This is a genomic window from Chitinophagaceae bacterium, assembly GCA_016717285.1.
Taxonomy (GTDB): Bacteria; Bacteroidota; Bacteroidia; order Chitinophagales; family UBA10324; genus JACCZZ01.
This window is the reverse complement of record JADKFU010000005.1, coordinates 1,557,086-1,579,919: the sequence shown is the minus strand read 5'-3', so window position 1 is coordinate 1,579,919 and position 22,834 is coordinate 1,557,086. Positions and strand designations below refer to the sequence as shown.

The following is a 22,834-nucleotide window of genomic DNA, read 5'->3' as shown; positions in this document are numbered from 1 at the left end:
CAGCTTTTATATTTAACCGGACTACTCTTCGGCTTTACAGCAATCCACTAAAGCATTATGAGTTAGCACTTCATCTTCCAATCCACAATTTTCCCGTCACAATTCTTTGATTGTTGCCGGTAATTTCATAGCAATAAATTCCGGGTGCATATTGCGATATGTCAAATGTTGATTCATTTTGAAATAATCTTTCCTCCAAAATATTTTCACCCATACAATTAACCAACTTAAACTTTGCTCCTGTTAAATTTTCTCCGATAGTAAGAATGAGTTGATCATTGATGATCCGGCAATTTTCCTTTTTGTTGGCATAGACAGACAGATCAGCACCTGTACAAACCTCTACAACAATGTTGATTGAATCAGTGTTCGAACAACCTGTTACATCAGTATAAGTATAATATACAGTGAAAACGCCTGCAGCCGGAGGAGTAAAATGGTTGTAGCTGACACCTGGTCCGCTAAAAATTCCACCATAAGGATCTCCTAACAACAGTACGGTAGCATCACTTAAGCATACAGTATCCACTTTCACTCCAATGGAAACTTCAGGCAATGCATTTACAGTTATTTCCACTTCAGCAGAATCAGTGCACCCTGATGCACCGGAAACATTAACAGAAAACTCTCCTGAAGCATTTACAACGATAGCAGAGTCCGTTTCACCATTTGACCATAAATAAGTGACACCGCCGCTTGCTACATACGTATTGAATACCCAGTCAAACTCAGTAAGGTAAGTTCCGGAAGGATCAACAAATCCCATAACTCCGTTTGTATATGGGTTTCCTGCACCAATTTGCAAACCATATGGATCAGGCATTCCCGGTCCGCCGCGTATTTGAAAAGTATAAGTTTCGCCTGCAGTAATTGGAATATCTTCCGTAAAGGATAGAAGACAATTTCCACCCGAACAATAAATATTCAATGCTTGTGAATCCAACATGGCTCCGCTCGTACCGCTTCCTTCCCAAACAGTCCAATAGCCGGTGCCGTTGATGTAGGTAAAAAATCCTGCATCAATCTGCACCAATGTTCCACTGACACCTGCAACAAATGATTGCCAGTAAGAATAGCCTGGAAGATTTCTTGCACTTGTGCCACCATTGTATAATGTCTGCGACTGATCCAGTGTGAGTGAACTGCCATTACCTGATGCAACAAGTACCACCGAATCACCCTCACAAAAAGTGGTAGCACCCTGCGCTGTTATGCTTACGTCGCATTGTGATTTTGCAGAAAAAGAAATAATAAGGAAGAGAAGAGTAACAACTACAAAGATGCTGCTCTTATAAATTGAAGGTTGTAACATTTCATGAAAAAATGATTGCTGCAAAGAATTGAATTATAAATGGCAAAACCAATGATAATCATCATTGTAATGGTAAAAAGGAAAACTGCAATGGAATTGAGGACAACTGTGTGCTTCCGGTATCATTTTTCCTAAGGCACAATTCACTGTTTATTCAAAAATTCACTCTGAAAACTTACACCCTTGTGAACAGTCAGTACGCAATCAAAACCGCCATCCTTTAAGATGCAGTCAACAGGAGCACCTATTTTTTATAGACTTTAAAATTATAGCCTCTGTGATTGAATCGCAGGGAAATTATGTACATCCCGTTTGGTAAAAATCCCAGGTTATCAAGTGTGAATCTGTGGCAATCTGCCAATTGATTGTATGATTTCATGAGTTGGCCATCAAGATTATAAATGTTCAGGTTGATATTTTCCTGGCCAACGTCACTTAACACGATCGTCAGTTCATCATCAATTGGATTAGGATAATAAAGCAGCGGTTGCGGATTGCCTTTTTCTAACGCTGATAACGGACACGCCTGATACACTCTTACGTAATCAATCTCCATTGAACTTTGGGTAAAAGTTGGGGCGATGCTGGATTGAAGAGCGACGTTTAACAACAGGTATTGTTCCGCATCAAAAGGCCAGGTACTGGCATCTTTAACAGCCGGATCATAGGTATAATGAACAACACCGTCAACACTAAATACCATTTTGTCGGGCGACCATTCCAAAGCATATACATGAAAATCTGTGGAAGCAGTGGGGATTACCTGGCCTCCTAAATTAACCGTACCTCCATAACTGGAAGGCGTATGCAGCGCACTTTGAACATAGTTTTGATTGCTGCCCCAGTGTTCCATGATATCTGTTTCGCCACAGGCAGGCCAATCAGTTGTTCCAAAACCATTGTTATCCCAATAGCCACCGTCTTCATTAATGTTTTTACCAAGCATCCATATCGCAGGCCAGGTGCCGACTCCTGTGGGTAATTTTGCCCGGACTTCAACTTTGCCATATTTGAATGCGAACCTGGAGTTTAACCTGGCGGAAGTATATTGCTTAGTCTGCCCCTGGTCGGTGAATGTCTCCTTTTTTGCAATGATCTTTAAAGTGCCATTGCTTACCACCGAATTGTCTATACGACTGGTGTAATGTTGTATCTCACCATTATACCAACTTCCACCAACAGGCAGTTGGGTTTGATGAAACCATTTGTTGGAATCAATTGCGCCGGCAACATCAAACTCATCAGACCAGATCAAATCATCATAAACCGGGTCTGCTGGAATGGTGCCATTATAAAAAAAGTCATCGATATAAGCCAACACATGGGCATTGTTGTTTTCACTGTTAACCTGTATTACAATCCTGTTAAAATCTGTTCTTTGAATGGGGGGAAGCGAACCGGAACTGAGATTGATATAATTGTCATTTTTAAAATCAAAGGTTATTGTTTGCCATTGATTCAGAAGGATTCCCTTAATGATTTCACTTTGAGTTACCCATGGAGCGCCTACAGTTCCATCCTGCAATTTTAAAGAAACCTGGTTGGGTTGGTTTCCTGTTATGCCGGATGAAGGCACATAAATCTTTAATGAAAACACGTAGTTTGTTGACAAATTAAAATTAACCGGAACATCAAATCTCACATTGGCGTATTGCCCGCCTGTATCATCATACTTTAATACTTTGGCAGACAGATCGCTTCCTTGTTGAAAGGGATTTGAAAAGGCAGTGTTGATGCCGCAATCATCTCCAAACCAGGTGGTAATATTTCCATTGCCCTCAAAATCGTCCTGTACAGTTTGTGCTTGTGTATAAGTTGCAGTGCTCAAACACCATACAAAAGATAACCATAGAGGGAAAAATTTCATCGTATGAATGTCCATTTTCAGTAATTTATTAGTCGGTCAATGACTCAAACTTTATTTTCTGATTAAATACCCAAATAATTTTTTTGCAGCGACCTATGATGCATTCATGGTTCCGTAACAAGATGATGATTGTGATTTAAAACCACGTCTGCTCCTTTCAAACAAATGTAAATGAAAAGCCCAACAAACCTACGTGCTATCGAAAACGCCGCTACTGAAATGCCAGAGATGTGTAATACCTTTTTTTAAATTGAAAACCAATGCTGTTTCTGATAAGCGTTGCTATCACACATCTTCATCTGATGAATGTTCCATAGCTAAAACCTGGTCCTTGTATTCATCCGGTAGTAATATGTTCTTTACAAAACCATCAAGACTGATCAACCGGAGCAACTTATAAACCGGCACGGAAGGCAGTAACCATTTAACCCTTTTAAGCTGCAACAGCGTTGACACCTGATCAGGCACCACTAATTTTTGCGCTTCAATCAATATCCGGTAGCGGTTACTGCCAAGATGTTTTTTGTATTGCAATAACAGATCGTTAGTAAAATGACTGCGCACAAGATCTTTTTGTAAATGTTGCTTTTGTACAATCAGCCATTCAGGATAATTTGAAGGCAACTCTTCCAATCGCATGCGCTGACCAACACGAAGAAAAACATTGTACACCTCTTCCTTTTCATCCGCGTTAAGATTTCTTTGCAACAATTCAAATGCAGCAATGGAATAATGAATGAGCATAAAAAGGACATCGCGATACGCCCATTGCGGAATCTTGCTTTGCCTGTTTGCTTCCACTTGTTGATGTATGGATGTGATGGTATCAATTGCCTTTAATGCATCAGCATTCGAAGAGAAAACAATCTTGCGTGCATAAGTTACTGTTGAAAACAATCGGCCTATCGGATCTGCAGGAAGCTTGCCGGTGAAATAAAGCCAATCAACCGCCTTGTTCAGCGCAAACTCCGCCGATGCACCGGCAAAAATAAACAGGATCGTATCCGTATTTCCCCAGATGCGGCGAACGACAGATTGCTGATGAACGAAGTATTCCATTGCCAGCGAAGTTACTGAAAAGTGAGTGCAGCATTTTGTTCTATACCATTTTGTGTACGACAAACCTTGTAAAAAAGTGGTTTGACTTTAGAAAACACGGGGGCGGTGTAAATATTGAACCGTTGTTTAAATTTCTGAAACAACATCTTAACCTCACGCACTTGGTCTCCAGAAATACCAGTGGGAAAGTGCAAATTTCTCATGGTTAGAAAAGGTAAATCTTTCGAACCGTTATTATTAAATCCGGTCCAACATGATGTTATTATAGTACTATTTTTCTTGCGGAGTGACGGCTTTATTCAACACTTCGAATACACGTTCATTAGCAAGGGGCTTACCCGCATTGCCTCCCAAATAGAGCGTTTTGTAATAAGAGCTAATAGGTGGACCAATCATAACCAGTGACCTGCTTAGATAAACGTCAAAAACATAGTTATTGAAAAGAGCACTTCCCCCACTATGAAATGCATAGGTCAGTGCAACTACCTGGGGTGCAATCACGATAAAAGCATTCCCGTCTTCACCATTGAATATTGCTGTCTCATATTCCGATTTGGAAACAATTCTGATAGGGTACGTGTAAATTTTCTTCACTTCCTGCTCGGAAAGTTCAGGATCTAAACGATCACTTCTCACGTATACGGTTTTACTTCTTACTAATGCATAATCTGCCTTAAGCTGTTGTACATAATTAATTTTCTCAGTTCGTAGCGAACTTTTTAGATAGTGCTGCACCATTTTTACACCGTACACGACCGATGCCGTATCAGGAAAAATTTCCGGCAACGCTACTCTGGCCACCACGTCAGGTGTCTTCATCAATCCCTTTTTCATTTTTTCTACCCTCCAGAATTCCATTATGGTGTTTCCATTCCAATAGTCCCGGTCATCTTCCCAATTCTCCTCTTTCAGCTCGGTGTAGCTCCAATTAAGATTTCCTCCGTACTCTGATGTGGCAACCATTTGCGTACCTCCCGGGTTATATGCAGCTCCGGAACCATTATGAATCATGCCAGTACCGATACTGGTAGTAGCACAACGGATAATGACGTATTCAGTGCTTTTTGAATCAATCAGTGTTGTGATCTCATCGGGAGTCATATAAAGAATCTGGTCAGAAAATTTCCAGTACTTGTCCATAACAGCTTTCATCGTAACATTGTATTTCTCGAGTGCCTTCTTATAGGCAGTAATCGCATCGACATTCTTCTTTTTCTGAAGTTTCTCAATTACCTTGACGTTCGGTACTTCTATCTGAACAATAACGGGTTTGTCCTGGGCTGCTGTGGCTTCTTTCTTATCAGGCAACTCGTCTTGTGCGCTGAGCAACTGTACTGAAAGTGAGCATATGATAATCAATGTCCATGAACTCAACTTAAATTTTTTTGCGGCCATAGAAGGATGTTTTATGATTTCAAAGAAAGTAAATTTTCATATTAATAGGATGATTTGAAATGGATTGAAAAATAGTTGGCTGTCAATGTGACATTGTTTTTATTGGCGCTTGTTGATCTTACACCGCCGCCGTGTTCCCTTCGGGACAACGGGTGCGGTGTAAATTCGTCTTGCTTCCTGCGACTCCGGGATTCCAGTCCTCCAAAATAGAAAGCAAACTGTCTGTCTGAAACTGTCCGGCGATGTGAATGCCTCCTGCACCAACATCAAATCCTGCAATATCAATGGTGAAGGTGATGGTGATTTGGGAAAAGCTGTTGATGTAAAAAAGCAGCAGCACAAACAGGAAAGAAGCTTTTAGATAGATACTTCTTGATTCATCTTTACAATCAGATATGAAAGGTAAACAACTACGGTTAAGGGCTGGTATCCCAAATAGTAGGTTTAAAAGCCCCATCGGCCTGTACAAAAGACAGTTTATTGTTGGATTTTCAGGTAGTTATTTGAAAAAAGAGAAAGTGAAGTCAATGGATTTTGCTTTGACAAAAAATAATTTGTTAAAAATTTTCACAAAATAAAAATTGTCATTATTTTTGGCAAAAATTATTTTGTCAAATGAAACAGTCTATCGGTACTGCAGCAAGGGGAGATAACTATTTTCCGCGTCCAGCCATTGTTGCTAAGATTCTCACTTCCTTAAATAATGAGTCCAATATCTACTTATCAGGACCGCGGAGGATTGGAAAAACTTCCATCATGTACCATCTTCAGGATTTTACACAAGAAGATTACCATTTCATTTATACGATCACCGAATCCGTAGATGATGAAAATGAATTTTACAAAACCATTTTTGAAGCACTATTGCAAAGCAATGAAGTGAATCGCTTCATCAAAGCGACAGAAGCTTTTAAAGGATTTCTTAGCTCAATTCTCGACTTAGTTGATAAAATTTCAATCATCAAACTGAAAGAAGGCAAAGAGGCCAATTACTTCAAGCACTTCTGCAATCTTGTTGAGAAAATTGAATTGGAAGAGCGTAAGGTTGTAATAATGATAGATGAATTTCCCCAAACAATTCAGAACATCCAGGAAATGCATGGTGACGAGGAAGCGAAAAAATTCATTCAGCAAAATCGTGAACTCCGACAATTGCCCGGTGTGCTTGGCAAAATAAAATTCATCTACACCGGCTCTATTTCATTGTATCCGATGGTTGAAAAAGTTTGTTCGCTTACGGAGATAAATGACTTGTATTCTATTGAAGTGAAACCACTCGCTGAAGCAGAAGCACAAGCGTTTATGATTTCACTGTTTGATGAAAAAAATTTTCGAGTAGCCCCTGCACAATTGAATTACCTGGTTGAAAAGATAAAATGGTTGATCCCATTTCATTGCCAACTTATGGTAAATGAAGTTGCTCTGTTTGCAAAAGCAAATGATTCACTCATTACAAATCAGTTGATTGATGACGCATTCAATGACATTATTGAATTGCGAAACAAACCGCAATTCGAACCCTACTTCTCAAGGTTAAAGAAAGTCTTTAAACACAATGATTATGATTTCGTAATTGAGGTGCTCGGCTTTTGTGCAATGAATGATATAATTGATAAACTCACCCTGACCAACCTTGCTGCAAAACATAAAACGAGTGATGTAAAAATCATCCTGGGAAAACTGGTGGATGATGGCTACATAGTAAAAGACAAGACTGTTTATCACTTTAACTCACCATTGCTTCAACTCTGGTGTAAAAAACATGTTTATGAAGAGGAAGATTTTTAATCCGCATGCTGAGAGCGAGGAAGTGCTCGTCAACAATTTCGTAGTCAGGTTAAAAGAATTCGAAATGCTCTTTGAAGACATACGCACTTCAAAGATGAAGCATCCTGAACAACACTATCTCATCCAGGGGCTGCGTGGTATGGGAAAAACCACCTTGTTGATTCGCTTGAAAATTCAAGTTCAGCGTAATCCTGCTTTGAACACTTGGCTTATTCCGGTTTTCCTCAATGAAGAAACTTATAACATCCGTTCTCTTTCAAATCTTTGGGAAAGGATTGCTGAATACCTTGATGATCTTGAATTCAGCGATGAAAAACTAACAGCACAATTTGAAAAATTAGAAGGCGAGAAAGATTATCAGAATCTCTGTTTCAAAACGCTCTTGAATTTCCTGCACAAACACGGCAAGAAAATTCTGCTGCTGTTCGACAACATCGGCGAATCATTTTTTGAAAAGCTGAGTGAGAAAGAAACCCATCGTTTTCGTGAAATACTGATGACTTGTGCTGATTTGCGTATTATAGGTGCTTCATCTGTTACATTGGATTATACCTACGACTACTCAAAACCCTTCTTCGATTTTTTCCAAACTATTCATCTTGGTGAATTGAGCGCTGATGAAACCATGCTGATGCTGGAGAAACTGCAGGATTCTCTCCCTGAAGTGGAACGTGTAAATCTAAAGAGTCAGGCTGGAAAAATTGAAACCTTGAGAATACTCACAGGCGGCGTAACACGAACCATAATTCTGCTAAGTGAAATACTATTGTACGACAGCGCAGGCAATGCCATACAAAACCTCGAAGAAATTCTCGACCGCATCACACCTCTATATAAGCATCGCATGGATAATCTCAAGCCACAGCAACAACAAATTATGGACGTGATTGCAAAAGGTTGGGATGCCATCAGTACAAAGGAAATTGCAGCTAAGGTGAAAGATGACGGAGAGAGTTCTTCAAGCAAACACATCTCTGCCCAACTTGCGCAATTAGAAAAAAACGATTTAATCATAAAAAAAGAAACTTCTACCAAAAACCATTTATATCAAGTGAGAGAACGGTTCTTCAACATCTGGTATCTCATGAGATTAGGATCAAGGCAGGATAAGAGACGTGTGCTTTGGTTAACACGGTTTTTAGAAGAATGGTATGGCAAAGAAGGGCTTCAACCTTTTGTTGAAGGGTTTATTGAAAAGGTAAAATCCGGTAAATACAACCCTTATTCAGCATATGTTATGTCGGAAGCACTCGTTCAAGACAAGCACATTGAGTATAAACTACAACATGAACTGCTGGAAGAAACAAAAAAATTGCTTCCTGATGAACTTAAGAAAAATTTATCGATTTCAGCTTCAGATACTTTAATACAATTTGAAATATTAAGAAAGCAAGGAAAATACAATGAATGCTTGAAAATTTTAAATGAAATATCACCTCAAAACGATTCATTGAATTTTTACTACGGATTTGTTTACTCAGAATTAAAAAACCTTAAGTCAGCAGAAACATTTTATTTAATGGCGATTGAGAAAGGGGATTCAGGTGCCATGTTCAATCTTGCCATTCTCTATCAAACTGAATTCAAAGATTTTATATCAGCGGAAAGATATTACCTGATGGCTATTGACAAAGAGCATTCAGGTGCGATGTTCAATCTTGCCATACTTTATGAAAGGGAATTCAAAGATTTCAAATCGGCTGGGAGATATTATATAATGGCGATTAAGAAGGGATATTCAGATGCTATGTTCAATCTTGCCCATCTCTATGAAACTGAATTCAAAGATTTCAAATCGGCTGAGAAATATTATCTGGTTTTGATTGAGAAAGAGCATTCAAATTCGATGTACAATCTTGCGCTTCTTTATCAAACTAAATTTAAAGATTTCAAATCGGCTGAAAGATACTACATGATGGCAATTGAGAAAGGGCATCCAGGTGCTATGTTCAATCTTGCTCTTCTCTATCAAATTGAATTCAAAGATTTCAAATCGGCTGAGAGATTTTACCTGATGGCGATTGACAAAGAGCATTCAGGTGCAATGTTCAATCTTGCCGTACTTTATGAAAGGGAATTGAAAGATTTCAAATCGGCTGAAAAATATTATCTAATGGCCATTGAGAATGGGAATTCCAGTGCGATGAACAATCTTGCTCTCCGTTATAAAATTGACTTAAAAGATTTTGAATCGGCTAAGAGATATTTCTTGATGGCGATTGAAAAGGGGCATTCAGGTGCGATGAACAATCTTGCCAATCTTTACCAGATTGAATTCAAAGATTTCAAATCAGCAGAAAGATTTTATCTGATGGCAATTGAGAAAGGGCATTCTGGTGCAATGAACAATCTTGGTCTTTTATATGAAATCAAATTCAAAGATTTCAAATCAGCTGAGAAATACTATTTGATGGCCATTGAGAAAGGTGAATCCGAGGCGATTTACAATCTTTGCTTAAATTATTTTGAACAAAAAATTGGCAAAATAAAGGCCTGGAACCTATGCAAGCATCTCATCTCGCAATCATCTACGGCATTGCACAAACTAACTGTCATATTTATAGCAATTTGGAATAATAAGGTTGAAGAAGCATATAAGTTGTTAAATCTTATTCTTGCAGAATCTGGTTTGATTGAAGAATTTTATGATGATATTGGTTTCAATCTTCAACTTTTTCTTGCCAAAAAACAGGAACATAAACTTTTTGAAATCTTCAACACCAATCCACACAATCTCAAAGAACGTTTCAAGCCAATTTACTATGCGCTTATGAAACGTTTGAAAAAGGAATATCCGAATGAATATTTGAAGATGGGCAAAGAGTTAGAGAAACCTGTGGAAGATATTTTAAAGTATGTGGAACAATTGGCGAAGGATTATGCTTAGCATCATTTCTGGATTTGATAAATCTGATGAGACTTATCATCAATATGCAATAGCATTCGAGGTAAGTCAGAAAATATGTATTTACAAACTGTTTTATGGCTCGCAGAATCCAAGTTCTGTTGTTATCTGTAATCATTTCTATAGCATGCTTTGTATGCAAAAATCTTGTGACTTCCGATTTTTCAAAAAATACAGATTCTTCACTTCGTTCAGAATGACAAAGTGCAAGGCTCTAAAAACTAAATACTGAAAACTATGGACTAACTACTTCCGACCAGCGACTAAATACAGATTCTTCGCTGCGTTCAGAATGACACAACTCAAAACTGTAATAAGAACAGAACCGCAGCCAGCGAGAAAAGGATGGTCTGAATTAGAACTGAACAAATTGTAAGTGGCATTTACAATTTGTCCAGTTTTAAAAATTATCGTATTTTCTATTTCGTCACCATCAGCTTCTCCGTCCGTGAAAAATCAGTTGACCGAAGTTCAAGAAAATAAATTCCTGCACTCACTCCATTTCCGTTTTCATCACGGGCATCCCATGTGAGTTCATGTGTTCCTGCGGTTAGGTTTGCCTGCAAAAGTACACGCACGAGGCGACCGGTAACGTCATAAATTTTCAAAGAGAGGTTACCGGGTTGCGAAAGTGAAAATGAAATGGTTGAAAATCCGGAAAATGGATTAGGATAAGCAGTGAGTAAATTGTTTTGAGCTGTTGGCGTTATCCGTCACGTTTACTTTGTAGTTACCGGCAACCTTCGCTGTTAAGCTCTTATTTGTAGCACCGGGAATGTTGGCTGCGTTCATCTTCCAATGGTAAGAGAGATTGGTTCCTGTACTTGCAGAAGAAAGAATCACACTATCACCGACACAAAAAGTTGTGGAGCCATTCGCAATAATAGCAGCTTGTGGAGGACAAGTTTGTCCGGCAAGAATAGATTGATTCGCCACCGTATTGAAAGTATAATCATGCACAGTAAAAGAAGTGCTTGAAGAAACGGTTAATCTCGTCCATCCATAATAAGTATTGGCACCAACGATAAGTTTTAGCCCTAAATATTTCATGGAGGACCAGTTGCCCGAATAACTTACACTAATTGGATGGCAACTGCCTTGTGAATAAATAGTTTGTGCATAATAATGAAGCAAAAATCCGCCTGAGGAAGACCACGTATTTGAAGCAGAGATTATTGTTCCACTATCCAATGCTGCCGGATAGCCATTTAAAATAACTACAGAATTTCCATTGAGGAGATTAAGCGTTACGGAAGAAGAATTGCCATTCCAATAACAGGTTTTGCAGCAAGTCGAGCTGCTGGTCTTTGCGACGGAATAATCAAAAGTTCCATCATTGTTCAAATCGAGCGAATAGGATGATGCATTGGTAACATCAGGATTCAAATCCGTGTAATTGATTTGTGAGTAGGCAACACGACATAACACCAGCAGAAAAATGGTTGCCACTGTAGCAATGCTGGCCAGAAATTGATTTTTTGTCTTCATTTTTTGAAATTTTTTGATTTGAGTATATAGGTTATTTAGTCACCATCAGCTTTGCGGTTTGCAAAAAAACTGATGTTTGTCCGCAGGACTCCTCGCGGAGGAGTTGAAGCAGATAAATTCCTTCACTCACCTTATTTCCGTTTTCATCCTTTGCATTCCACATAAGTGTATGTTCTCCTTCGTTCATGTTTCCCTGTCCCGATAGATCGGAATTTTCGACAAGTGTGCGAATCAATCTTCCCTGCGAATCAAAAATTCTGAGAGAAACTTTTCCTGATTGCAAGAGTGAAAATGAAATAGTGGTTGATTGCGAAAAGGGATTTGGATAAACTTTCAGCAAAACATTTTCATCAGCGTTCAATTCTTCATTCAATACCCTGCATGGAACTTTTACTTTCACCAATGCTGACGTAGCAGAACAACCATTGGTGTTGTCCTTCACGTTCACTTTGTATTTGCCGGCAAATTTTGCTGTGAAACTTTTATTCGTGGCTCCGGAAATATTCGAACCGTTCAGTTTCCATTTGTAAGAAAGATTGGTTCCGGCATTGGAAGAAGAAAGTATCACGCTATCACCCATGCAAAAAGTTGTGGAGCCGGTTGCTGTAATCATTGCTTGCGGCGGACAGGTTTGACCGGCAAGGATGGATGAATCGGGATTGGAATTGAAAGCGTAATCTTTGATTGTAACTGAGGCGGAAAACCCGGTGACAAATACAGATAGTCGCGCCCAGCCATAATAAGTATTGCCACTGCTTACCATTTTTAAACCTAAATAATGATCACTCGGGTTGCTCCATTTGCCGAAACTGGAGTTGCAAAAAGAAGAAGAGCCAAACTCTGCATGTCTCAATACCTGATCATTATTGCTTGACCACGCAAGTGAGCTCCCAATAACTTCTCCTTCAAGTAGTGCACCTGGACAATTGGCAGCTTGCGCAATTTTACTCCCATCCTTCGGTGTCGCATTTGCCTGACTCTGATGGCCATCTCCATATCCACAATGAGTTATACCAGAACTTACATTAAGAGTGACAGTGCCGGATCCGTCATTATCAAGGTCAAGGGAATAAATGCCGACACCGGAAATTATTGCGTCAGGAGCTACATCTGTATAAACGATCTGTGCGTTAGCCCTAATCACTGAGAAAAAGAGAATCAAAAAGGGAAATAATTTTTTGAGGAAAGAAGTTTTTCCTGCTAAGGAGCGGGATTTCACAGGATGCCGTTTATTTAAGGAGTTCAACATTGCTTTTGAAGTTTCAGGTCGTTAAAAAAGTATGCGAGCCAGGCATAATGCATGGCTCGCAGAAAGAAAACGTTACTTCATCACACTCAATCGAATCGTTTTACGCTCACTTTGCGTTTCCATTTTCAGAAAATAAATTCCCGCGCTCACAGCGCTTCCATTTTGATCCGTTGCATTCCATTGAAGTTGTACAGTACCTGCATTCATTGGCGAATCAGCAAGCGTTGTCATCAATCTTCCTGTCAGATCATAAATTTTCAACGAAACGTTTTGTGGCCGGGAAAGAGAGAAAGAAATAGTGGTAGATGCAGAAAAAGGATTCGGATAGTTTTTTAATTCAATCACTGCAGCAGTTTCATTTGATGAAGAAATTTTTCTCCATCACCTGAGAGTTTTACTACCCATGAATCCCCATTGCCATGCTGATTGGTTACATCTCCATCACCTGAGCGCGTATAGCATGCTAAGAGATATCCGCCGTCATCTGTTTCTGCCAGGCCATCAACCATATCCAGATCATTGCCGCCAAAAGTTGTTTTCCAGACTTCATTTCCATCAGCATCAATTTTTATCACCATCGCATTCCATGTGCTGTCAACATCAAAATCGAAAGCATCAGCACCTACAAGAATATAACCGCCATCTTCATCAGCATAAGCACTATACAATCCCTGCATGCGGGTAACTGATCCGTAGCAGTGTTGTGAAATCAACGCTCCGGTTTCAGCGCTGACAATGGGCACCCAGGCATCAGCCTCATAGTTGATGTGGCCGCTCACATCGCCATCATTTGAGAGCGCTGTTCCTACATTCATCAGGTTGCCATCAGGTGTGGCAACGAGTGATTGAACAAAGCAATAGTCAGCATCGCTGCCTCCATGGCAAGCAGTCCATGCAACATCACCGTTCAATTTAAGCTTGGCCAGAAAATGATCAAATAAACCGGGAGCGCTGTGGTTTTGGATTGCATCACTATCAAAAGACCATGTAAGCCCGCTAACATAAATCTCATCGTCCAAGGTGATAATGGAAGTGAATTGATCATAGTCGCTGCCGCCAAGGCACTTCTGCCAAATAATTTGTGTTTTGTTATTCACTTTTATCACCCAACCATCACCATCACCGCCCTGATAAGAAACTCCGGTTAGATCACCATCTGTTGAGCTCACCGTTCCACACATGAAGAAGCCACCAAAGTTGCCTTTTACAACACCACTGAATTCATCAAAGGCGCTACCGCCATAACAATGCTGGCCAAGAATAACTCCATCAGCATTAAGAAGGACCAGCCAGCCATCCCGTGCACCGTGATTGCCGTGCACATCGCCATTGTTAGATTCAGAATAGCCAGCAGCCACTAATTTTCCGTTCGCGGTTTCGATCACCTGATTGAAGCCATCATCTTGTCTTCCGCCATAAGTTTTTGACCACAAAATATTACCTGAATCATCCGTCTTAATCATGTAAGCATCATCATGACCGTGATTGGAGCTGAAATCACCATCGCCGGAAGCCGTGTTGCCATATTGAAGGTAGTTCCCGTCTTGCAACTTAAGGATGTAGCCATAGTATTCGTCACCACTGCCGCCATAGGTTTTCTGCCAGGCGATGCCGGGAGGTTGTGCGCTTGCCATCAGAGAAACAGAAATTGCGAGGAGTGTAAAAATGAAATTAAGTATTCGTGTTTGTGATTTCATGTTGAAGAGTTTTAGTGTGAAATTTTACGTAGCAAAGTTGCAGTCCGGTGCAAGGCAGCACAACTACATAAACATGCAGGCCGGTTCCAATAGTTGCCATCTAAACTTTATAACCCGCATATTCATGCAGGTAATTCATCTATCTTGAGATGATACTTTTGACTCACAAAATTGTCTTCCCGGTGATTTCACTTATTATAAAAAAAATTTTCCGTGTTCAGCAGTGTGTGAAGTTTTCTTTTCTGATCATTATTTTATTTTATCAGTCGCATTGCCTGGCCCAAACTGTTAAGGATAGCAGCATTCCTTTCAATCATTTTAGCACGGAACACGGCTTATCACAAAATCATTTCGAGGCGATCATACAGGATCAGAAAGGATACATGTGGTTTGGAACATGGAGCGGCTTATTAAAATTTGACGGTTACAACTTTACTTTGTTTCAATATGATCCCGATACTAAAAATTCTTTCGGGGGAAATTTTGTGTACCGGTTATGTGAAGACCATCGCGGCAATATTTGGATAATAGATGGAGACAACAATCAATTGAGCAGATACAACACCCATACCCTGCAATTTTTCTCTTATGCTCCTGATGAAAGAAATAAATTCCCGATTGCTCCGGGCGCTGTTAATTGCATGGTGTGTGATCATGACGGCTCCATGTGGATTGGAACCAGCGATGCAGGATTGTGCAGATACGATCCGGTGACTGATCACTTCATAAATTATTCAAGCGATCATCTATTACCCGATACGCTTTGCAGCAAAACCATTTTATCACTCCTGGTTGACCGGAAAGGAATGCTTTGGATCGGGACAACACATGGTATCAATATTTATGATCGTGTTCACAATCACCTGCAAACTTTCAATCCATGTAAAGAGAACAATGATCAACAGGATTGCCAGGTAAGTAAAATGATGGAAGATCATACCGGGAAAATCTGGATTACTTTTCCAGATCCAAAGGGTCTCCTGAATTTTGATCCATCCAATAACACACTTAAGCGCTACAGTCATTCAAATGAGCAACGCAACTCCCTCAGCAGTAATTATGTGAATGATATTTACGAAGATCATAACCACAACATTTGGATTGCGACTTATCAGGGACTTAATCTTTACAATCAGAACACGGATGATTTCAAAATTTTTCTTGCAGATAGTAAAGACGACCGCGCGCTCAGTTCAAGCAAGGTGATGAGCATTTTCGAAGATCGCAGCGGGATAATCTGGATTGCCACCAATGGAGGAGGGCTGAATACAGTATACCCTGACAACAAAAAATTTCAGGTATATCAGGAGAGCTATGATGACGAATTCACTACACATTATCCGGTTGGCTTGTATAATGACCATGAAGGAAAAATCTGGATCAACACATTCGGCGCAGGCCTTAAACGCTTTGATCCTTTAACGAAACAATTTAAAGTTTATAAGTTTGATGAAAGGAAAGCAAAAGGACATTTTTACAATGCATGCTATTGCGCGTTTGAAGACAGCTATGGGACGCTGTGGGTTGGAAGCACGAGTGAAGGATTGCATGCATTGAATAAAACGGACGGATCATACAGAACCTATCATTCCACCAGCGACAATACGGACACAACCATCTACAACCAGATCAATTGCATCACGGAGGATCACAACAAAGCGTTGTGGATTGGTACCACCACAGGTTTAAAATGCTTCGACCTGAATACAAAAAAATATTCAGCTTTCGAAAAGCTTTTTCCTGATACAAATCAGTTGAGCGGCGACAACATCCAGGCTTTGTATTGCGATGATGAAGGTGTTTTGTGGATAGCAGGCTCGCGTAGCGGTTTAACTTCATTCAACACAAAGACGGGGAAGGTGAGGGTTTTTAAACATGATGAAAACGATCCTCATTCACTTAGCAGAAATTTCATCAACTGTATTTATGATAACGGAATTGAGAAACTGTGGATTGGTACTGAAGGTGGCGGACTAAATGAGCTCGATAAAAAAAGTGAACAATTCATTTCTTTCACCATAAAAGATGGATTGCCGGATAATTCTGTAAGAGGAATTGAACAAGACAATCTGGGAAACTTGTGGTTAAGCAGCACCAAAGGAATTTGCCGTTTCACTCCACCTGCATCTCCAAATCAAAAAGCTGTGTGCCGCAATTACAACGTGAGTGATGGTTTACCCGGCGATGAATTTTATTACAACACTTGCACAAAAGGTGATGACGGGACACTCTATTTCGGATGCAATGCCGGCATAGTTGCCTTCAAGCCTGAAGAATTAAAAGACAATTCTTTTATACCTCCGGTGGTGATTACTGATTTTAGTGTCTTCAATAAATCAATCGCCCCCAATGATTCGAGCGGAATTCTAAAGCTTCCTGCTGATGAAACCAAAGATATCCGGCTGTCTTACTCGCAAAATAATTTTTCATTCATGTTTACTGCATTGAGCTATGTTCATCCGGAAAAAAATCAATACGCCTATCGTCTTAAAGGTTTTGATAAGGATTGGATTTACACCGATGCATCAAAGAGATTTGCAAACTACACCAACCTCGGTGCAGGAAACTACATCTTCCAGGTAAAAGCCAGCAATAATGATGGCGTATGGAATGAAACTCTCACTGAAATTAAAATCATCATTACACCACCATATTGGCAAACATGGTGGTTCAAATTGATGTGCCTGATTACCTTCGGATTAATTTTTTATGTAATCGTTCATACACGTTTAGAGAAGAGCAGAGACATCCGACGCATCAGAAATAAAATTGCAAGCGATCTTCATGACGATCTGGGTGCAACACTCAGCAGCATCAGCATCATGAGCGAAATTGCAAATCAGCAGATTAAAAATCAATCACCGCAAACTTCACCTCTGCTTGAAAAGATTGGAAGCAGTTCTAGAAGTATGATTGAGAATGTGAACGACATGGTATGGGCTATCAACCCCAGGAATGATAGCTTTGAAAACATCGTCAAGCGTATGCGCGCATTCGCTTCCGAAATTCTGGGCGCCAAAGACATTGATTTCCATTTTGACTTCGACAAAAATCTTTTACCATCTAAAATGAAAATGGATACGAGAAGAAATTTTTACCTGATCTATAAAGAAGCAGTAAACAACATTGCAAAATATTCAGGCGCTTCAAATGCCTTTATCACCATTTTGCAGCGGGAGCAAAATTTGAAAATGACCATTCGCGATGATGGAAAAGGCTTTGACCTGAACCTGATTACGAAAGGAAACGGATTAAACAACATAGAGCAGCGTGCAGAAGAAATGAAAGCGAAGTTGATTCTGCAAACCGATGTTGGAAAAGGAACCATGTTACAGCTTGAATTTAAAAATCAGTAAGCAACGTGAAGTGGAATATCATACTCAGCTAGTCGAAGCATTGCGCAACAGAGCGTTCGACAAGTTCAAGGTTGACAGCGCTTCAAAAATAATTATATGGAAATCAAAGTAGTCATCTTCGAAGACAATATGCTGCTAAGGGAAAGTTTGTTCCAACTCATCAATGGAACTTCCGGTTTCACATGCGCAGGAGCATTCCCAAACTGCAATGACATTATTTATAACATCCGGAAAAGTGAACCCAATGTGGTACTGATGGATATTCAAATGCCCGGCAAAAACGGAATTGAAGGTGTGAAAATTATTAAAGAGAATTTTTCAGCGATTAAAGTCATCATGCACACGGTAGTAGAAGATGAAGAGAAGGTTTTTGCTTCGATTTGCAATGGCGCTTCCGGTTATCTGTTAAAGAACACTACCCCGATAAGAATGCTCGAATCAATCAAAGAAGTGTACGAGGCTGGTGCCCCGATGACCCCTTCCATCGCGCAGAAAGTGTTGGAGAAATTCCGGAAGCAATCCCCCGCGATCAACGAATTCGAAAACCTTTCCACCAGAGAAAAGGAGATTCTGGAATGTCTTGTGGTGGGAATGAGCTACAAGATGATAGCAGCGAATTGTAAGATCAGCATTGACACCGTGCGGCATCACATCCGGAATATTTACGAGAAGCTGCACGTGAATTCAAAGTCAGAAGCAGTGAGTAAAGCCATCAGAGGGAAGATTGTTTAATAAAAAAACTTGCTGTGAAAAAATACATAGGATAGAATTAATAATAATAATAGCAATGCACTAAGTTAATATGGAAAAATGGTTGGCGAGGACGCCAACCAGGGACAAAGCACCCAGACTCGCGCTCGTTTGCAGGCAAGCCCTGAGGGAGGCAAACGAGTGCGCTTCTGAATATATCATGCAGTGCAATCCTTAAAGAGTAAAGTAATGATAGGAGCCGGCTTTTCATTGAATCAGCTCCACATCAAGATATTCTTTTCCGCCAGCATAATCAATTGCCGATTATAACTACCCTTTCTGCTTACAATTAAATGCAGATGACTTGGCATCAAATTCCATCCATGAATAATCAGACCTTTTCTTTGCTGGCAATGGCGAATTGAATTGGGAACGAGTTCAACATAATCCTTTCTAGTAAATAAATCAATCCAATTTACGATTGTAGAAGCAGTAAAATAGATTCCTTCCGGATTCAGAAATTTGTATTGTTCGGACGTGATACTATATATTGAGAAAATGAAGATAAGATTTTAATGGAGAAGCGGACGCGCACTCGTTCGCCTCCCTCAATTGCTTGTCTGCAAACGAGCGCGAGTATGAGGAATCGTGATGGAACAAACTGTAAGTAAACAAGTCCAACAGTATGATGTTTCGAATCTTGTTCCGGGTTTATATGTGATTAGGATTGTTTCAGGTGATCTGATACAAACAAGAAGGTTGGTAAAAGAGTGAGTGAAATTTCTTTTACCATTTGATTTATTAAAACCAGCCGCTGCAATGTGGCTGGTTTCATTTTAAGCCGGATGGCTGTCTGTTTCATTTTCAAAAAAACAGTGATTCATTTCTGCAGTTATGTTACGTCCCTTTACTTAAACTTAAAAGAGCATAAGCTGGATCTAAATCCGTTGCATTTACGAGCAGTACATTCGAATTATCAATATGGGTGCAATCGCAACCTGGTCCACCAAACCATTTCCAATCATTATGATGACAAACAACAAATTTGGTTCCGTCTAAAACTATAACGTTTCCATTGCTATTCACTACGTGACTTGGATTACTACAAAAACCTAAAAAAGACTCCATCCAACAAGTTTTACCTTTATATGGCAATGCCAATACAGGCGTAATAAAATTTTTTTCGTTGTCGATTACAGTATATTGGTAATTATTGGTATTATTGGCGCGAAGCATATTGTGCAAATTAGGTGTTACAAGCTGGCCTTCAATTTCAAGAAGCTTTATACCACCGAAAAATTCAAGATGATAGGATTTTGTGACATCGAATGTAATTCCCCCAAATATGAATCTAACGATTCCTACGATCGTCCCAAAACTCACATTGTCGGGAACTTTGTAACCCACTTTTAATGTATGTTCGGTAGCGGTTTGAAAACTACTTTCGAAAGTAGTGGTGAATTCAGTTTCTGATGAGACATTGTAGGAAGCGTTTCCTCCGATCCCATCCATCATTACACCAACAGATTTGGTCATACCAATTTTAAAAAGCTCTCTGAATGAAGTTGTAAATTTCTGAGAAACGTTGGTTTTGACTGATGTTACCTCTTCAATTGTCATACCTGACAAATAACCTGAAGGAATGTAATCAAAATATATATTGAAAGGTTTAATTGGTTGGATATTCATAAAATGAATTTAAAGAGTTTCTAAAAAATTTCAACTTTCGTTTTAATAATAACAAATCTACTTGATTAATTCAGTAAACAAAATATAATTTACCATACTCGCGCTCGTTTGCAGGCAAGCCCTGAGGGAGGCGAACGAGTGCGCTTCTGAATATATCATGCAGTGCAATCCTTAAAGAGTAAAGTAATGATAGGAGCCGGCTTTTCATTGAATCAGCTCCACATCAAGATATTCTTTTCCGCCAGCATAATCAATTGCCGATTATAACTACCCTTTCTGCTTACAATTAAATGCAGATGACTTGGCATCAAATTCTATCCATGAATAATCAGACCTTTTCTTTGCTGGCAATGGCGAATTGAATTGGGAACGAGTTCAACATAATCCTTTCTAGTAAATAAATCAATCCAATTTACGATTGTAGAAGTAGTAAAATAGATTCCTTCCGGATTCAGAAATTTGTATTGTTCGGACGTGATACTATATATTGAGAAAATGAAGATAAGATTTTAATGGAGAAGTGGACGCGCACTCGTTCGCCTCCCTCAATTGCTTGTCTGCAAACGAGCGCGAGTATGAGACAAAAAAATGAGGCCTCAGAAAAAATTGTAATAATCAAATAAAATGTAGAGCATTACTGTTTTATTAGTTTAAAAACACTTCTCTTCTCTTTAGAAGTTATGTCAATAAAATAAATCCCAGCAGCTAAACCAGCGATGTCAATGGTGATGTTGCTGGTTCTTAATGCTCTTTCGAGGATTTTAACTCCAGAGGGGAGCGTGATAATAAGTCTGGCAGAAACAGGTGAGCTGGAATTAAATTTTATGTTGAAATAATCATTAGCTGGATTGGGATAAATGGAGATGGAAGAGATTTCGTCATTAATTGTTTCCACCATAGAAACAATACTGCAAGAGGTGTCGATCACATATTTCCATAAATCGGCTAATGAATGAGAATCAGGATAATAGCCACCACCATAAATCCAAATATTATCTTGGTCTTCTTTCCAACATGAAGCTCCAAGTCTGCTCCGTGGATCATTAGTTGGTGAATAAATTCCTTGTGTTCCAAAATTTCCTGGAAAAATAAGACTGTCACCCCAGATTACTTTCCACTCATTTGTTGATATTCGATACTTCCATGCGTCGCGCGTTATTGAAGCAAGGCTCCATTCAACGAAGCCGCCAAACATAAAAATTTCATCATCATTTAATTTAACACATGATGCTCGCGTTCTTGAAATAGGAAAATTTCCATTTTGATAATGGCAATACTCATCAATTGAACCATGGATATTAAATGTGTCTAATCCATTTAACCAAGTCCATTCTTTTGTATTTGGATTATATCTCCAAACATCATTGAATTGCAATTGAAAAGGAAATAAAGTTGTTCCTCCAAACAAATAGAAGTTACCTGCAGTATCCGTCCAACTGCAATTGCATGTTCTTGATCTTGGAATATTGGCGGTATCAGGAATTCCTTTGATGCCGTAGTTTCCTGGTTGATCAACTTCCTGGCTCCCACCCATCCAGGTCCACATGTTGGTTGCAATGTTGTACTTCCAAAGGTCGGTGTAATACTCCCATCCAATGGAAGGATTGATCCAATAGCCACCAAATAACCATAGATCGTTATTGATATCCACCCAGCATGCGCTTTCACTTCTTGGAGGAGGATTGTTAGTGGGAGAACCAACTCCTTTATTTCCATAGTGACCGGCAACATTCCAGGTGTCCGGACCTTTTATCCATGTCCACGTATTTGAGCCCATGTCGTATTTCCACATGTCATTCCAGGAGCCGTAGGCATTTACACCGCCAAACACCCATATCATGTCCGAAGTATCTTTCCAGAATCCGGAAGCAATCCTGCTACTTGGATAATTATCCACATTAGGTATACCAATATCGCCATATTCACCGAATGAGTTTATATATGGTGATGCTTTCATACAAGACCAATTATTCGTTGAAGGATTGTACTTCCAAATAAAATCAAAATATTCTTTATGTAAAGTCAACGGATTGTAATTAAGACCTCCGAATAACCACAATCGTCCTTCTTCATCAGTCCAAGTACTCGCCATATAAAGGGCTGATGGATGAAAAGAAGAGTCTTCAACACCTACTGTGTCCATATGAAGCCATTCATAAAATGAAGTATCACCCTTCATCCAGGTCCATTGGCCGGATTGGGTATATCCGAATTCGAATAAAAGTAAAAGATGATAAATGTAGTTACTTCCTTCATGGAATAATTGAGTACTCAAATTTACTCTTTTCTGAATTTTGTCCTTGGTTGGCGTCCTCGCCAACCACTGCATCCATACCAGG

At 39.5% G+C, this 22,834-nt stretch carries 17 protein-coding genes; 5 read left to right on the top strand and 12 right to left on the bottom strand.

What is annotated here, in order from left to right:
- Positions 1-70: 70 nt before the first annotated feature.
- The 5 genes from IPO83_16275 to IPO83_16255 form a co-directional block, all read right to left on the bottom strand.
- On the bottom strand, positions 71-1,312 hold the full coding sequence (locus IPO83_16275) for a T9SS type A sorting domain-containing protein (GenBank protein MBK9732809.1): 1,242 nt from the start codon (positions 1,310-1,312) through the stop codon (positions 71-73).
- A gap of 244 nt (positions 1,313-1,556) precedes the next feature.
- Positions 1,557-3,179: a family 16 glycosylhydrolase gene (locus IPO83_16270; protein MBK9732808.1), complete on the bottom strand. Its 1,623-nt coding sequence runs from the start codon at positions 3,177-3,179 to the stop codon at positions 1,557-1,559.
- A gap of 285 nt (positions 3,180-3,464) precedes the next feature.
- On the bottom strand, positions 3,465-4,238 hold the full coding sequence (locus IPO83_16265; protein ID MBK9732807.1) for a DUF2236 domain-containing protein: 774 nt from the start codon (positions 4,236-4,238) through the stop codon (positions 3,465-3,467).
- Positions 4,239-4,508: 270 nt separating this feature from the next.
- A complete protein-coding gene (locus tag IPO83_16260) occupies positions 4,509-5,633 on the bottom strand; it encodes a hypothetical protein (GenBank protein ID MBK9732806.1) in 1,125 nt (374 codons plus the stop codon).
- Positions 5,634-5,751: 118 nt separating this feature from the next.
- Positions 5,752-5,973 (bottom strand): hypothetical protein, encoded by a 222-nt coding sequence (locus IPO83_16255; protein ID MBK9732805.1) that lies wholly within the window; start codon positions 5,971-5,973, stop codon positions 5,752-5,754.
- A gap of 275 nt (positions 5,974-6,248) precedes the next feature.
- On the opposite strand from IPO83_16255, the gene IPO83_16250 reads away from it, so the two are divergent.
- Both IPO83_16250 and IPO83_16245 read left to right on the top strand, forming a co-directional pair.
- Positions 6,249-7,421: an ATP-binding protein gene (locus IPO83_16250; GenBank protein ID MBK9732804.1), complete on the top strand. Its 1,173-nt coding sequence runs from the start codon at positions 6,249-6,251 to the stop codon at positions 7,419-7,421.
- Entirely contained in the window at positions 7,402-10,308 is a 2,907-nt protein-coding gene (locus IPO83_16245) for a sel1 repeat family protein (protein ID MBK9732803.1), read from the top strand. Before IPO83_16250 ends, IPO83_16245 begins: the two co-directional genes overlap by 20 nt.
- 437 nt (positions 10,309-10,745) lie before the next feature.
- Here the strand turns inward: IPO83_16245 and IPO83_16240 are convergent, their stop codons facing one another.
- The 5 genes from IPO83_16240 to IPO83_16220 all read right to left on the bottom strand — a co-directional run bounded on the left by IPO83_16240 (position 10,746) and on the right by IPO83_16220 (position 14,760).
- A complete protein-coding gene (locus IPO83_16240; GenBank protein ID MBK9732802.1) occupies positions 10,746-11,036 on the bottom strand; it encodes a T9SS type A sorting domain-containing protein in 291 nt (96 codons plus the stop codon).
- Positions 10,993-11,814, bottom strand: a complete 822-nt coding sequence (locus IPO83_16235) for a hypothetical protein (GenBank protein ID MBK9732801.1) — start codon at positions 11,812-11,814, stop codon at positions 10,993-10,995. Before IPO83_16235 ends, IPO83_16240 begins: the two co-directional genes overlap by 44 nt.
- 31 nt (positions 11,815-11,845) lie before the next feature.
- Positions 11,846-13,033 carry a T9SS type A sorting domain-containing protein gene (locus IPO83_16230; GenBank protein MBK9732800.1) on the bottom strand — a complete coding sequence of 396 codons (1,188 nt, stop codon included), beginning with the start codon at positions 13,031-13,033 and terminating at the stop codon, positions 11,846-11,848.
- A 102-nt stretch (positions 13,034-13,135) separates the two neighbouring features.
- Positions 13,136-13,408: a T9SS type A sorting domain-containing protein gene (locus IPO83_16225; GenBank protein MBK9732799.1), complete on the bottom strand. Its 273-nt coding sequence runs from the start codon at positions 13,406-13,408 to the stop codon at positions 13,136-13,138.
- Positions 13,405-14,760, bottom strand: a complete 1,356-nt coding sequence (locus IPO83_16220) for a hypothetical protein (protein MBK9732798.1) — start codon at positions 14,758-14,760, stop codon at positions 13,405-13,407. The genes IPO83_16225 and IPO83_16220 overlap by 4 nt, the downstream gene beginning before the upstream one ends.
- Positions 14,761-14,942: 182 nt before the next feature.
- On the opposite strand from IPO83_16220, the gene IPO83_16215 reads away from it, so the two are divergent.
- From IPO83_16215 to IPO83_16205, 3 genes are all read left to right on the top strand, one after another.
- Positions 14,943-18,116 (top strand): hypothetical protein, encoded by a 3,174-nt coding sequence (locus tag IPO83_16215; GenBank protein MBK9732797.1) that lies wholly within the window; start codon positions 14,943-14,945, stop codon positions 18,114-18,116.
- Between the two features lie 96 nt (positions 18,117-18,212).
- Positions 18,213-18,848, top strand: a complete 636-nt coding sequence (locus IPO83_16210; protein ID MBK9732796.1) for a response regulator transcription factor — start codon at positions 18,213-18,215, stop codon at positions 18,846-18,848.
- 606 nt (positions 18,849-19,454) lie between these two features.
- Positions 19,455-19,580 (top strand): T9SS type A sorting domain-containing protein, encoded by a 126-nt coding sequence (locus tag IPO83_16205; GenBank protein ID MBK9732795.1) that lies wholly within the window; start codon positions 19,455-19,457, stop codon positions 19,578-19,580.
- Between the two features lie 123 nt (positions 19,581-19,703).
- Here the strand turns inward: IPO83_16205 and IPO83_16200 are convergent, their stop codons facing one another.
- Positions 19,704-20,495 (bottom strand): hypothetical protein, encoded by a 792-nt coding sequence (locus IPO83_16200; protein MBK9732794.1) that lies wholly within the window; start codon positions 20,493-20,495, stop codon positions 19,704-19,706.
- Positions 20,496-21,129: 634 nt separating this feature from the next.
- A complete protein-coding gene (locus IPO83_16195; GenBank protein ID MBK9732793.1) occupies positions 21,130-22,770 on the bottom strand; it encodes a T9SS type A sorting domain-containing protein in 1,641 nt (546 codons plus the stop codon).
- Positions 22,771-22,834: the final 64 nt, after the last annotated feature.

Coding starts and splice junctions, on each gene's coding strand:
- IPO83_16250 (MBK9732804.1), top strand. CDS start 6,249: ATGAAACAGTCTATCGGTACTGCAGCAAGGGGAGATAACTATTTTCCG.
- IPO83_16235 (MBK9732801.1), bottom strand. CDS start 11,814: ATGAAGACAAAAAATCAATTTCTGGCCAGCATTGCTACAGTGGCAACC.
- IPO83_16275 (MBK9732809.1), bottom strand. CDS start 1,312: ATGTTACAACCTTCAATTTATAAGAGCAGCATCTTTGTAGTTGTTACT.
- IPO83_16210 (MBK9732796.1), top strand. CDS start 18,213: ATGGAAATCAAAGTAGTCATCTTCGAAGACAATATGCTGCTAAGGGAA.
- IPO83_16200 (MBK9732794.1), bottom strand. CDS start 20,495: ATGAATATCCAACCAATTAAACCTTTCAATATATATTTTGATTACATT.
- IPO83_16270 (MBK9732808.1), bottom strand. CDS start 3,179: ATGAAATTTTTCCCTCTATGGTTATCTTTTGTATGGTGTTTGAGCACT.
- IPO83_16245 (MBK9732803.1), top strand. CDS start 7,402: ATGAAGAGGAAGATTTTTAATCCGCATGCTGAGAGCGAGGAAGTGCTC.
- IPO83_16220 (MBK9732798.1), bottom strand. CDS start 14,760: ATGAAATCACAAACACGAATACTTAATTTCATTTTTACACTCCTCGCA.
- IPO83_16260 (MBK9732806.1), bottom strand. CDS start 5,633: ATGGCCGCAAAAAAATTTAAGTTGAGTTCATGGACATTGATTATCATA.
- IPO83_16265 (MBK9732807.1), bottom strand. CDS start 4,238: ATGGAATACTTCGTTCATCAGCAATCTGTCGTTCGCCGCATCTGGGGA.